The 12436-nt window shown below is 32.5% G+C and carries 14 protein-coding genes and 1 pseudogene; 10 read left to right on the top strand and 5 right to left on the bottom strand.

Features of this window, described 5'->3' with window-relative positions; translation table 11 throughout:
* Positions 1 to 70: 70 nt before the first annotated feature.
* The 3 genes from MKY06_RS29090 to MKY06_RS29080 all read left to right on the top strand — a co-directional run bounded on the left by MKY06_RS29090 (position 71) and on the right by MKY06_RS29080 (position 2228).
* Positions 71 to 328 carry a hypothetical protein gene (locus MKY06_RS29090; protein ID WP_097812780.1) on the top strand — a complete coding sequence of 86 codons (258 nt, stop codon included), beginning with the start codon at positions 71 to 73 and terminating at the stop codon, positions 326 to 328.
* A 1408-nt stretch (positions 329 to 1736) separates the two neighbouring features.
* The gene (locus tag MKY06_RS29085; RefSeq protein ID WP_029319824.1) at positions 1737 to 1979 is read left to right on the top strand and encodes a spore germination protein; all 243 of its coding nucleotides are present in this window, start codon (positions 1737 to 1739) and stop codon (positions 1977 to 1979) included.
* A 21-nt stretch (positions 1980 to 2000) separates the two neighbouring features.
* Positions 2001 to 2228 (top strand): spore germination protein, encoded by a 228-nt coding sequence (locus MKY06_RS29080; RefSeq protein ID WP_029319826.1) that lies wholly within the window; start codon positions 2001 to 2003, stop codon positions 2226 to 2228.
* A 1055-nt stretch (positions 2229 to 3283) separates the two neighbouring features.
* Here the strand turns inward: MKY06_RS29080 and MKY06_RS29075 are convergent.
* Both MKY06_RS29075 and MKY06_RS29070 read right to left on the bottom strand, forming a co-directional pair.
* Positions 3284 to 3484: a hypothetical protein gene (locus tag MKY06_RS29075; RefSeq protein WP_098526716.1), complete on the bottom strand. Its 201-nt coding sequence runs from the start codon at positions 3482 to 3484 to the stop codon at positions 3284 to 3286.
* A gap of 184 nt (positions 3485 to 3668) precedes the next feature.
* Positions 3669 to 3749 (bottom strand): YjcZ family sporulation protein, encoded by an 81-nt coding sequence (locus tag MKY06_RS29070; RefSeq protein ID WP_098450077.1) that lies wholly within the window; start codon positions 3747 to 3749, stop codon positions 3669 to 3671.
* Positions 3750 to 4220: 471 nt separating this feature from the next.
* Between MKY06_RS29070 and MKY06_RS29065 the strand changes: the two are divergent.
* Positions 4221 to 4319: pseudogene (locus tag MKY06_RS29065) on the top strand (YjcZ family sporulation protein); the annotation flags it as partial.
* A 326-nt stretch (positions 4320 to 4645) separates the two neighbouring features.
* Positions 4646 to 5077 carry an exosporium protein C gene (locus MKY06_RS29060; protein ID WP_116299311.1) on the top strand — a complete coding sequence of 144 codons (432 nt, stop codon included), beginning with the start codon at positions 4646 to 4648 and terminating at the stop codon, positions 5075 to 5077.
* A gap of 856 nt (positions 5078 to 5933) precedes the next feature.
* On the opposite strand, the gene MKY06_RS29055 is transcribed toward MKY06_RS29060, so the two are convergent.
* On the bottom strand, positions 5934 to 6191 hold the full coding sequence (locus tag MKY06_RS29055) for a hypothetical protein (RefSeq protein ID WP_116299312.1): 258 nt from the start codon (positions 6189 to 6191) through the stop codon (positions 5934 to 5936).
* A gap of 394 nt (positions 6192 to 6585) precedes the next feature.
* On the opposite strand from MKY06_RS29055, the gene MKY06_RS29050 reads away from it, so the two are divergent.
* On the top strand, positions 6586 to 6996 hold the full coding sequence (locus MKY06_RS29050) for a hypothetical protein (RefSeq protein ID WP_142759515.1): 411 nt from the start codon (positions 6586 to 6588) through the stop codon (positions 6994 to 6996).
* Between the two features lie 618 nt (positions 6997 to 7614).
* Here the strand turns inward: MKY06_RS29050 and MKY06_RS29045 are convergent.
* Positions 7615 to 7857 (bottom strand): Parvovirus coat protein VP1-like protein, encoded by a 243-nt coding sequence (locus MKY06_RS29045; protein WP_306441403.1) that lies wholly within the window; start codon positions 7855 to 7857, stop codon positions 7615 to 7617.
* A 550-nt stretch (positions 7858 to 8407) separates the two neighbouring features.
* Here MKY06_RS29045 and MKY06_RS29040 point away from each other — a divergent pair.
* Entirely contained in the window at positions 8408 to 8764 is a 357-nt protein-coding gene (locus MKY06_RS29040; RefSeq protein ID WP_098450083.1) for a YlbF family regulator, read from the top strand.
* 210 nt (positions 8765 to 8974) lie between these two features.
* Here MKY06_RS29040 and MKY06_RS29035 read toward each other — a convergent pair whose 3' ends face one another.
* Complete coding sequence (locus MKY06_RS29035) at positions 8975 to 9241, bottom strand: hypothetical protein (protein WP_116327268.1); 267 nt, start codon at positions 9239 to 9241, stop codon at positions 8975 to 8977.
* A 315-nt stretch (positions 9242 to 9556) separates the two neighbouring features.
* Here MKY06_RS29035 and MKY06_RS29030 point away from each other — a divergent pair, with 315 nt between their 5' ends.
* From MKY06_RS29030 to MKY06_RS29020, 3 genes are all read left to right on the top strand, one after another.
* Entirely contained in the window at positions 9557 to 9802 is a 246-nt protein-coding gene (locus tag MKY06_RS29030; RefSeq protein ID WP_098450085.1) for a hypothetical protein, read from the top strand.
* 1888 nt (positions 9803 to 11690) lie between these two features.
* Entirely contained in the window at positions 11691 to 11834 is a 144-nt protein-coding gene (yjcZ, locus tag MKY06_RS29025; RefSeq protein WP_098278594.1) for a sporulation protein YjcZ, read from the top strand.
* A gap of 38 nt (positions 11835 to 11872) precedes the next feature.
* Positions 11873 to 11953 (top strand): YjcZ family sporulation protein, encoded by an 81-nt coding sequence (locus tag MKY06_RS29020; RefSeq protein ID WP_116299316.1) that lies wholly within the window; start codon positions 11873 to 11875, stop codon positions 11951 to 11953.
* Positions 11954 to 12436 lie beyond the last annotated feature (483 nt).

The following is a 12436-nucleotide window of genomic DNA, read 5'->3' as shown; positions in this document are numbered from 1 at the left end:
TTCAAGACACTCGTCCAAACATTTAGGACTTCCTTTTCATATCATATCAGATAAAAAGGGGGTTCTAATAATGAGCGGCGGAAACTATTATCAACTTTGTCATCGACACCGTGGACGTACCGTAAGAATTAATGATCGTTATGGTCGAACGCATCTTGGACGTATTACAAGGGTAACTCCAAGTCATGTTTATATCCAGCCTATGAGACGTAGAAATGGTATTGGCTATGGTTTTTATGGTGGGGGTTTTTATGGGTTTGGAGCACCTTATGCTGTAGCACTGGGAGCAATTACAGGTCTTGCATTAGCTTCATTGTTTTTCTGGTAGAAGTATGAAATTGACATCATAATGAGTTTTATCAGAAGAAACAGCCGTTGGAATTAATCATTTCAACGGCTGTTTTTATATCTAACTATGTCCAAGCTCCTTCAGTTGTGGTGTAGAAAAACTGACCCATAAACTTAACCGAATGATTTTGGATAGGTTAGCTTCTTCTATTTTGTTTTACAGGACAGGCTAGTAAAATAGGTGATGCTTGTTAATTGCTCTTAATTACCTGTGGTTAGTAAATTGATTAATCATTTTATTTCATATTCTTTGTGCTCGAAGTTCCCGCTAGGACCTACCCCTTTTTGAATGAGGAAAAGCATTAGGGTTTAAAGAATATTATAATTCCAGTTACAAAAAATTTTATAACTCATCTTGTAATGCCGTTATAAAAAAGGAATACAAGAAAATCTCTAAGCTTTTTATTCTCCTGAAGAGGTGGCGTTACAATTAAGTATTCAAAGACAAACAGTAATTAAGTATGGTACGCTACAACTTTTGAAAATGGGAGTTTTATATTCCATAAAGATGAGAAAGGTAACAGATCTTACACCGATACAAGCGTTTCAAAGTTCAGAAGAGTCACAGATAAAAAAACGTTATAACTCTTGAAACATCCAGGAAAGGCCTAATACCAACATATAATAAAGTTTTTATAACTCTATGCGCTACAGAAATATCTACTGAAAATGAGCATTATAATAACAGTGTAAGCGAAAAATTAAATGGGCATGGGCTCAATTTAAACTTTTAGAACATGTAGAGAACATCAGAAAGAGAGTAAGGAGGAACTGCTGCCCATCGCATCGCCTTAGATAAAGTAGCAGTTGCTAAACAAGAGGAGCAAAAAATCGTTGTAAAGGTGAGCGAGCTTATTAACAAAATAAAAAGCAACCTCCAGTCGTCAGTAGAGGTTGCCTTTAGAACATCATCATTATGGAATTATATATTAACATCTTTTTCTAAAAAAAGCTATCTCTGTTGGGATATTGCATATGTATAAAAAGCTGCATAAAGAAGAAACAAGGCCCCATCTAGAACCCAAGAAGGTTCTTTTTGGTGATGTGTTCCGAAATGAGACATTATGGTAACTAGTCCTGTATATCATATATAGCCTGAAAACAGAAAAACTACCTATCAGCCAAAGGTAGTTTTTCTGCTAAAAGAATAGGAATTTTAAAGTGGTAGATGCCTCACGGCTTCTTGGATAGTTTGCTTCGGTTATAAAAAAATATTCAGGATGGGCAAGTTACCTAATAAAGAATGAGAACATAAGCTACAATTAAAGTGAATTTAGCTCTTATATTATCTCTTTATCACTTAAAATTCAGGATATATGAAACAGTTGTTATAAAGAATGGATGATTTTATATTCTGTAAAGTGAGAAAATGAGAAAGGAGTAATCTTATGCCTTATTCTATTATTATTGGTAATGTACTGACCAATGGTATTACTCAAAATGGAAATGTGGATTTTGGTCACACGGTTCATAATAGTCATACAGCTAATTCAAAGTGGGTAGGAGCTAATATTTCTTTAGGTAACTTTTCTCCTTCTACAGCTTGGATGGCTAATGGTAATTTTGATCCCGATTTTAGTGATCAAGATCAAATTGCTAACCCTTCCATGCCAATATCAGGCCAAGTTTAAGAATAAAGGAGTATATTCTTTATGCCATCTAATATTAATGTGCAAAATTTCAATGCTAATGGAGTTACAGAAAACGCTAATCTAGATATAGGTAATAATGTTCAAAACAGTCATACGGCTAATTCAAAATCAGTAGGAGCTTGTTTTTCATTTGGCAATGCTTCCCCTTCAGTGGCGCATATGTTAAATAATAATTGTGATCCAGATATTAGTGATCAAGGACAAATTGATAATACTTCTAATTCCTAGATTCTAATAAGCGATACTAAATAAAAGATGTACCTGAAGGCTATAAAAATTATCCTAAAGGTCATTAATCTCATTAATAAAATCGGATACAGTTTGAAAATAGAAAAAACTACTGGAACGGAGGGAACCAGTAGTTTCTTTGCTGTTGAATATTGTATCATATTTTACCAATAAATATATATTTTTCTTTTTTTGCATATGTATAAAAGGTGCGCTTTTTATACATCGTGGCTTCAATCACCTCAAGAGAAAAAGCTGATTTATCAAGGATTTATCAAGGATGTATAAAAAGCTGCATATTACAGAAATCGTAACCTCCTTAGAACCCAACTCCCACAAGGGTTCTTTTTTATGGTGTGTACCGGAAAGAGACATTATGTTAACTAACCTTGTATAGCATATACAGGGTGAAAACAGAAAAAACTCCTCAGGAGGTCGGGAGTTTTTTCTGCTACATTCATTTTTATTGAAGGATCGAAAGCTTACTGCTTCTTGAGTAGTTTGCTTCAGTTATAAAAAATATATTCATCATGGATAATTAATTTATATTTTTGTTAGTTTTATAGGTATTTGTACAAGCTGTATTACTAACTTGACATAGAATATTTTATCCTTGTATAAGGACATCCCATATACTTCCTTTATAGGCCCTGTTACTACCGCCGATTAAGTAACAGGGCTTCGTTGAATGCCGGTCAAAATAGTTCGGATCAGATCAATAAAAATATAAAAAATATTTAACATAAGTCTTAGAAAGTATATATACATTTCCATAATAATGGCCATGCCCCCTCATGGCTAAGGGACATGGCTCATAGATAAGGATGATAAATCTGCAAGCTGGGTAACTTACCTACCATCTTGAATATTATATGCACCTTATATTGATTGGTTCTGGATATCAAGTGAACATTTCACCGTTCTAAAGATATATTTTTATAACTTGAAAATTTTTATCAGGTCGTAAGTCTGATAGTTTAACAACTAAAAAAAGATGAGTCAACGTTTCTATAGCAGTTGCCCATCCCCTATTTATTTATAATCAGGGGTAGTTTTTAAAAAATGCGTCGTCTTCCAAATCTTGAAAGGAAAATCGCAGTGATTAAGAAGAATGGGATAAATCTTCTTCCAAAACCATTACGAAGAAACATTCCTCCTCTTGGTGGATCCGAATCAATAACTCCCCTGTGGATTCTTCCGCAACGATCCATAATCTCAACGGGTTCTCCTCGATATCTCCAAATTAAGTTTTCCATTTTCATCCTCCTTTCTCAAGCAGGTAGATGTCTTTTAACAGATGTTTGGAAAAATACCTTACTTCAATAAAAGAGACAAATTTTTCAACCTGCCCTTTTCTTTTTCAATCAACTAATATTAAACTAATCCTTTTACTTAGATCGATAATATAAGATCATAGTTTATAATCAATGCTTTGGTGAATTAATATCCACCTAGGCCTGTACAAGAACATCCTACAATAATAAGCAAGATGAATAAGATGACAATTAACGTAAAACTCATATTTAACACCTTCCTTTCATAGTAAATAGTCTATTTTTAGGAATATAATAAGAGTTTATTATTGCTCCATAAAGGGAGAGGCTGTTGTTAGATGTGGCGAATATAGACTACGGGTGGTTACATGAGAATTTCTATCTCATATGTTTTAGAATATGCGAAATAGAATAAAAGGTAATGGACAGGCGTGGATATAAAATGAAATTTTCAATAGGTAAATCTAAGTTGTAAATTCAATTATATTAGAGGACCTATTGAGGTCTGAGTAACGGGTCTTTTTATATAGATTCCTTAAGATATTAATAGAGGCATAGAAATTGGTCAGGCGTGGATAATTTTTCTTTTAGTAATTTAGGACGAACATTTTTTCTTCTTGTACATATTTTAAAGTAGAAACGTATGGAGGTGAAGGATATGTGTTGTTTTGGAGGTTATAGTGGAGGCTATGGTTCTGGAGGGGGCTATGGTTACGGCTCCGGGGGAGGATTTGGCAGTAGTTTTGCTTTAATTGTTGTCCTCTTTATTTTATTAATTATTGTCGGTTGTTCTTGTTTTAGTCATGGAGGGTACTAATAAGAAGTAAATCTTATTTCAGCCTCTGACTATATGAGGGAAACTAAGACAAGTTTATTTGATTATTTTTTGTGTTTATCCAGTAAAACAGCTAGTAATAATATGCTAGCTGTTTTACTTTTAGAGAGGTTATGCATTGCAGCGTAACCAATCTGTATTTTGGTCTATAACTTACATTATGTTAACTAAGATTGAATATGATATACATAAAATAATACAGAAAAATAGTTTTAGAGAAATTTTTCTTTTAAACATAGAAAAGTTGTCCAAGCCAATTCTCTCTTAACTACATACTCTAGGGTATAAAAGTTAAGGGGGGAATTATAATGTTTCGTATTGTTGATTATCAAGCAACTGAACCAGTTCATAAAGTTAATCAAAAAAACCCAAGTCCTATTGCTCATTCTCCTAAAAAAACTGTATTAGCAGATATACGTATAACTATTCCTGGAAGGGACGCAAATAGAAATCATGTAGAATTAATTGCAACAGTTGGTGTTCGAGGAGTAAGTGGTACTTCGCAAATTTTATTTAAAATTTTTCGTGATGGACAAGAAATCTTTAGAGCTCAAGAAGGAGTAGAAGCAGATCCTGAATCAGAGATAAATTATATTGTGACATTCCAAGCTATAGATAAGAATGTGAGGGCTGGATCACATGATTACCGAGTAACTGCTGAGAATATTACAAATGGTACAGAAGCAGCTATCGTAGGACCGATTTCTTTTAGTGGTTTAGCTATAGCTAAAGATTACTAACCAATCCTTGAATATGTTTCTCTAGTTATTTTTGTTTTATTTATATGGGCAATATGCTTAGTAATAGGCAGCAACATATATTATGTATGACAAATACCAAAACTCCTATTCTACCTTTATTTCCATCCTTTGTAAGGATGGAAAACAGTCCATGAATTAATTCATGGACTTCTTTTAGCTCATTTCTATGTTAACTAAACATGTATACAATATACAACTTAAAAACAGAAAAAAACTCCCCTGTCTAATTGTTCAGTTAGTTTTTTTTGAGGGGAGTTTTTCTGTTAAAGGAATAGGGATTTTAAAGTTGCTGATGCCTAACGGCGTCTTGGGTAGTTTGCTCTGGTTATGATGTTTTAATTCATATAAAAAGCAAATAACCCATGAATACATTGTATTCATGAGTTATCTACTAGTTCAATCCATGAGCACGTGGGGCCCTTTTTTAGATTATATGCTTATTCTTAAAGTTCTATGACTTCGTGTTTCGTAAAAAAACTACCTCTAATCCATTTAGAAAGGTGGCAAGGTATTTGTTAAGTGTAATGAAGTATCAAGCAGTTCCAAAGGGGGATGCTTAATCTATCTTGAATAGTTTGCTCAAGGCTCAAAGAAAATTTTTAGTTTAAGCCTTTTATACTAGCAATATGCATAAAATATAGGGACGGAAAAGTAAGGCATTTTGTCTTTGGAATTCACTTTTCAAGGACAATAAAAACACACTGACTATCTGGAAAATAGTTAGCGTATTTTTATTTTGACTTCTTATAACTGATATATGTATTTATATGGTGATTGACTTGTGTAGTATATACATATGACAAAAAGCTCTTACAATTAAGAGCTTTTTAGACTTCTAATAACTTGGAAACCATGGTCCTTTTCTTTTTCCTGTTTTATTTATCTTTGTAACTTTTTCATTGCTCCTAGTCTGTGATTCTTCTGAGTTTGGTACTTCTTGTTCATTTACTTTATCTACCTGTTGTCTCCCCCAAAAAAACCCCCATGGATCCCTTTGAGTAATTTCCTTTCGATTATGAATAATTTCAACATCCTTTGTATGAATAACTACTTTGTCAGCATGGATTACTTTTTGTTTATCTTCATGGGACATCTTAATTCCCCCCTTTACTAGTATGATCCCTCCTATTTTATTCAAATAAGCTTATTAAGGTATAGGCATCTAGATTTAGTTATGAGATATCAAGGCCAAGCTGTCAGTGAAAAAAGATTAAAAAATAATATCTGATAAAATACATTTCAAAACCCTAATCCCCTCCAAAATATAGCTGGTTTCACTTTCCTGATAGATTACGTCTAGAGTATGTTGAATTTATGACCAACTTAAATGTCCTATTTCCACAAGTGGTCTTTTTCATAAGATTTGCACTAGTAATGAGGTGAACAGGGGATATTAGAAATTATTAAAATTTAATAAAAACAAAAAAAGTCCAAACTTGGCAATGTGGAAGATCATAGGATATACCAAAATGAAAGGAAGGATAATAGTGGAAGATAATATTGACTTTAATGAAAATTCCCAGGGTAGCTCAACAACGGGAGGTTCCTTACGGAGTGGCAATTCAAATGGAAATAGGGATCGTATCCTGAAACAGAATAATAATCGGGATATTGATAGGTTCTCACAATTCATGTTTGGAAATTCTAGGATCAGGGGGGCCAAAACGGAAGAAGTAAATCATGATTTATTTAGTAACGATGCTGGGCCTAATAATATTTCTCCTAATCCTGCTGAAGATATTAGTAGCAATAAGCATATTATTGAGCTCATGGCAAACATTGATACTCTGATTGAAACAGTTAATGTATATAAACCCATAATAAATGACATTTCACCATTAGTTAAACAAATAATTAATAAGTTTAAGGACGAGGGGGGGAGTAAAGAAGCAAAATAGTGAAGAGGGTTATAAGCTTAAATCCTTAAGTATGATGAAACAGGTTTTGATGTAAGAACTTCGGAATAATTGCAAGTAATCTCTAAATCTTGTACAGGATGTAGTGGATATTAATTTTTTTGTAAAGTGAATATATAAAAGCTTCTTAATTTTATATTTCCTTTTTAAGTGCAAGCATTAAACGTAATTCATTTGTTGAGAGTGTTAGGGGCAGAATTAAGATTATCTACCTTTTTTTATCTTGACTAATCTAAAAAGCCATATCTTCTTTATGAAGATATGGTAAATCGGCAAGAAACAAAGAAATAAAAATTTACATATTGTATGGGTCTTATTGTTGGGTTATCCCATATAGATTTATTTTATTACTAAGGACTTGTGTATCGGAAAAACTTATCTCATTAGGTAGATACTTTAAGGCGTCCCGTATAGCTTGCTCCTGATAAGCGAATTAATTTGTAATGAACAAGTTACCTAAGGGAAGATGAAGGCATGTAGTGTGGTTGAAATAATTCAGTTCCCGCACTTAAAATCCCTTCACCCTCCTTTTTACGCCTCCCCAATCTATAAAGTAAACGGATCCTTTCTGGGTATTAGGAGTTACTGTGAGCAGTCATGCTAGAAGGAGCGTAATGATTTACTAAGTCTTACAAAGTTAGAAAATAGGGCTGCATCCCTTCCTTTTCTTGTATGGGAATTGATTTTAGGGCGCATACAGTTAATAAATAGGTTATCACAATAGGCCGAAGGCCCACCAAACCTCCGATAACATTCGTCGTGTAATTTACAGCAAGCGTCAACATCGTTTGTCGGCGCCCCTGGACCACTACATCCAGGACCACACCATCGGTACCCAGGCATACAAAAACCTAATCTTTTTCTCTTCATGGTATCACCCTCCTTTTTAATTAGAATTGGACGTGCTTATATAAAGTATGTTGACTTTGTTTTAAAGGGAAGGGTATAAGACCAGGGGAGAAGGGGATTGCATACTTAAATCTCTCCAATATACTTAACTAATATAAATATTACATATTTAGACACTATTGAGTAAAGGAATGTGACAAACGTCTAAAAAAACCAAGAGAAAAACTACTTATAAAAAGTAGTTTTTCCCGTACCAAGCGTTAAGTTGTATGAGTCAATGTTTGATTACACCTTGAGTAGTATACTAAAAATAGTAAATGTTATTCGTATAGACAATTTACGTAAAAATGGGTCAATGAATATAGTGAAATTAGAATGAATTGTATTTTCTTTAAAAGCTCTTTTTTTGATGGTGTATTAAAATAAAAACCTGATCTAAATACACCATCATAATGATTTTTTCATGTTTATAGATAAAGCCAATGGGATTAATAATTCCATTAGCTTTATTTACTATAACTTTGATATTAGGAGGATATTCCCCTTGGATGTAAACTTATATGGTATAACTCATGACTTTGAAAGGATATTACGTAGGAGCAATGAATTTAGAAGTTTAAAGAGTATATATAGAGAAGTTAATGCTGACCCAGAGACAAAGCAACTTTTTAATAAGTTCTACAATTTACAAATGGAATTACAACATAAGCAGATGACAGGTCAGAAAATTATGCGGGATGAAATTGAGGAAGTTCAAAAAGTAGGGGAAGTTGTTCAGAGAAATGAAAAGATTGTACGATTAATAGAAGTTGAACAAAGGATGAATATGTTGATTATGGAATTAAATAAGATTATTACAAAGCCTTTTCAAGAAGTTTACGGTAACTTTGAAGAAAGATAATTCAAAAACAAAAGTATGTAAGTATTAAAAACATATCCTTTCTTCAGCAAAATAAAACTCCTCAAGGTTTTTAAATCTAAGGAGTTTTAGCCTTGATAAAATTTTTCACAAAAGCGATTAGGACATATATCCAGACTTCCGATGACTATTTTACATAAGATAAGAGCAGTATTGATAAAACTATATTTATCTTATTTAAACTATGAATGATTAACAACAACCACCGTAACCATATGGGGACCCATACCCGTAGCCACCATATCCTCCATATCCTCCATAAGGATATCCATAACCATAACCACCATATCCACCGGAAAATAAAGAACCAGCTAATAATCCACCTGCTAATCCACCTATGAATGGACCACCAAATCCGAAACCAGGTCTGCCAAAGCCAAATCCAGGTCTACCGAACCCGAAACCAGGCCCGCCAAAGCCAAATCCGGGTCTACCAATAAATCTTTCATCTAAATTCATGAGAAAAACCTCTGTTTTGTTTTCTTATCAAACCAAGAATATGCATTAACCTAGATTCTCTCTTGGATAAATGCCTTTATTTGGTGAAAAATAAGTAAAAAGTAATAAAAGAGAAAAGCCTATTTTTGAAATTATTAGAGTTATTTTTAAGTTTTAGAAAACTACTTGTTCAATATTCAATTTTAAAAGCCATTGGGATTTTTAATCCCAATGGCTTTTAGTTCTTAATGGAATAGCCCATATTTGATGAAGATAAGCTCTTTATAACTTAATATCCATAAACTATAAAAGCTTAATAGAGAGAAGGTGAATTCAATGCAACAAGGACATTCTTCATATGTACCGTGGGAACAATGGCATCAGCAACATCCTCATAGTAGCTGGCAACAGTGGCATCATCAGCACCCGTACGTACCATGGGAACAATGGCACCATCATTATCCTCACAGCACGTGGCAGCAATGGCATCAGCAAAACCCATATGTGCCATGGGGACAATGGCATCATCAGCATCCTCATAGTAGTTGGCAACAATGGCATCAAACGTACCATCAGGGATAATAAGATTTACTTTCCACAGAAAAATCAAAGTGATCATAAGAATACTTTATTATTCTATGTAAAATAACATAGAAAGTTTATATATATGTCTATTTTCCTGGCTTCAGTTAAAAAAACCACTTATAAAGAGTGGTTTTTTATTTATCCTTGCTGTTTATACAGAGCAATTGCCGATAACATCCATTATGTTAACTAAAGATGTATACCATATACAGGGTGAAAATAGAAAAAAACTACTGGCTCATCCAGCGCCAATAGCTTTTTTGCTAAGGAAGAAAATTGGTTGTAGATGCCTCACGGTGTCTCGAGTAGTTTGCTCTAATTATTTTTGTTTTATTCATGTGGACAATTCACTAAAAGTAAGCTAATGAATATAATTTATTTGGTAGATAATATAATCATCCTTTTAAGTTCCTTCGAAATACACTAATCACACATCAGGATCCTCTTCAGTTAATTATTGAAGGGGATTTTAAGGTTGATAAAAAATATTATATGAACTAAAAGTTTATACTATATATATCTTTAAAATCAAAAAAACTACTGGTGTGTGAATCAGTAGTTTTTTCTCTTATTTATAGGGAGAGATAGAAGGTGTCAATGCATAATTTATGATATATAAAGTAATTACAAGTGTTTGGACAAGTGCTGATATTATAAAAATTTTATTAACTTTCATTGATATAGTGAGAGTATATACTTGAAAATGAAAAAACTCCCAGGCGGAAGGTCGTTTTTTCTACTGATAGATGAAAATAAGTTGTGGATGAAGTCTTAGAAGACTTCTCGAGTAGTTTGCCCGGGCTATAGAGTTTTATTCATTTCCTATTTTGTATCATAGTAGCTTTTACATTTTGAGAAGACAAAGGTTTCCTGATAGAATGCTTGAATTGTATAGCCGTCTTTCAATAAGCACACGGTAAGATCTTGGATGGATGTGTCATTTTCACAAACTGGAGGAATTGTGCCTATGGAAGGACTAATAAGGATCACTCTGCCAGTTGTTTGATCGAATGTCACAAATATTACATTGCAATGGCGATAGCCATTTCCACGAAAATGATGTTCCAAAGACATATCATCACTTCCCTTCGTAAGACAAGATATATAATTATGATATGTAGTTTAATGAAAAAAGCTTGGACGATTTTTGCTCCTTCTATGAAAATTAGAAATCGTTAAAACAGAAAAAACTAATGTTTATCACTAGGCAGTAGTTTTTTCTTTAAGATAGTAGCAATATAGGAACTCAGGATCTATTGGAAGAGCAAGGAGGTTGCTCAACATTATGGTATGCAAAGTAATAAAAAGGGTTTTGATAAGTGCTGGCGTTATTTTTTATGGATAAATAATATATATTTTTAATGATTTTATAGACATTATTATAAGTTGTTTCACTAATTTTACGTAGGATATCTTAGCGGCGTATAAGGAAATCCTATTTCATATTTCCTTTACAGGATCTGTTACTAACACCGCCTAAGTAACAGGTCTTTCTTTAATGATCGTCAACATAGCCTAAATTAAATAAATCTATTGGAAACAGATATTTAAAATAAATATTGTTAAATACGTATATTTTTTAACGAAGGCCATATCTTCGAATTTTAAAGAATATGGCTTATAGATAAGTTTGTGTGAGCTATTACATGAATACTATATGTATTTTAGAATCATTATGTTCTTTGTATTATACTTTCTAAGATAGCATCTTCTTTATAATAACAGGCTTTTTTATCATAATTTTTATATACACAATAATAATGACGATAGGCATAAAATTTATTTTTATGCCTATTAATGTGTTTGTCCAATCGAATTTAGCTTTAAGGACATACCTTAGAGTAGAGATTAATTTTTCTTAGTATTTAGTGGAGGTGAGTTATTGATGTGTTGGGGTGGAAACAATTATGGTGGCTGTGGCTACGGTGGATCTAGTTATGGTGGATCCGGTTTTAGTTTGGCTTTAATTCTCGTTTTATTTATTTTATTAATTATTGTAGGTTGCTCATGTTTCAAGTCTTCTTATTAATTAATCCTCTGATGTAAAAGTAGGAGGTGTTATAGTTAATGGCATTTTCATTAATTGTTATTCTATTTATTTTACTTATCATTGTAGGTTGTTCTTGTACAGGATTTAGTGGATATTAATTTATTTGTTGAGAATAAAAAGGACAGAATTAAGTTTATCTGTCCTTTTTTGTTTTATGTGGATTGATCCGAAAAAACCATATCTTTATGAAGATATGGTAAGTAAATGACAAAAGACAAAGAAATATAATATTATTATATGGATCTTATTATCAGGTTGTTCCATATAGATTTATTTTAATATAGAGGAATCGGGAAGCATACTTGAAATTGTTAACTAAACATGTATATCATATGCAGCTTAAAAGAAAGAAAAACTCCTGGTGCTTTTCTGTTACATTTATTTGATTGAAGAATGGAAACTTTACAGCTTCTTGAATAGTTTGCTCTAGAAATCTAATTTTATTTATTAAAATTAGATTATTGTCTAATACAACTTATTTATAAAGTATATATAATGTATTACAACCTTTTCATCTTCCCTAGCCATGTTCTCTTTTTAAGAACATGGCTTTTTTATTTCTTAGAATGCTTATTATGTTA

This window comes from Priestia sp. FSL P4-0332 (assembly GCF_038005845.1).
GTDB lineage: Bacteria > Bacillota > Bacilli > Bacillales > Bacillaceae_H > Priestia.
The sequence above is the reverse complement of the archived record's forward strand: the minus strand, read 5'-3'. Positions and strand labels throughout refer to the sequence as shown.

What these genes read in the sequence shown, in the direction of transcription:
- MKY06_RS29020 (WP_116299316.1), top strand. Translation starts at nt 11,873, where the DNA reads ATGGCATTTTCATTAATTGTTATTCTATTTATTTTACTTATCATTGTA.
- MKY06_RS29080 (WP_029319826.1), top strand. Translation starts at nt 2,001, where the DNA reads ATGCCATCTAATATTAATGTGCAAAATTTCAATGCTAATGGAGTTACA.
- MKY06_RS29060 (WP_116299311.1), top strand. Translation starts at nt 4,646, where the DNA reads ATGTTTCGTATTGTTGATTATCAAGCAACTGAACCAGTTCATAAAGTT.
- MKY06_RS29075 (WP_098526716.1), bottom strand. Translation starts at nt 3,484, where the DNA reads ATGGAAAACTTAATTTGGAGATATCGAGGAGAACCCGTTGAGATTATG.
- MKY06_RS29070 (WP_098450077.1), bottom strand. Translation starts at nt 3,749, where the DNA reads ATGAGTTTTACGTTAATTGTCATCTTATTCATCTTGCTTATTATTGTA.
- MKY06_RS29055 (WP_116299312.1), bottom strand. Translation starts at nt 6,191, where the DNA reads ATGTCCCATGAAGATAAACAAAAAGTAATCCATGCTGACAAAGTAGTT.
- MKY06_RS29090 (WP_097812780.1), top strand. Translation starts at nt 71, where the DNA reads ATGAGCGGCGGAAACTATTATCAACTTTGTCATCGACACCGTGGACGT.
- MKY06_RS29035 (WP_116327268.1), bottom strand. Translation starts at nt 9,241, where the DNA reads ATGAATTTAGATGAAAGATTTATTGGTAGACCCGGATTTGGCTTTGGC.
- MKY06_RS29030 (WP_098450085.1), top strand. Translation starts at nt 9,557, where the DNA reads ATGCAACAAGGACATTCTTCATATGTACCGTGGGAACAATGGCATCAG.
- MKY06_RS29085 (WP_029319824.1), top strand. Translation starts at nt 1,737, where the DNA reads ATGCCTTATTCTATTATTATTGGTAATGTACTGACCAATGGTATTACT.
- yjcZ (WP_098278594.1), top strand. Translation starts at nt 11,691, where the DNA reads ATGTGTTGGGGTGGAAACAATTATGGTGGCTGTGGCTACGGTGGATCT.
- MKY06_RS29045 (WP_306441403.1), bottom strand. Translation starts at nt 7,857, where the DNA reads ATGCCTGGGTACCGATGGTGTGGTCCTGGATGTAGTGGTCCAGGGGCG.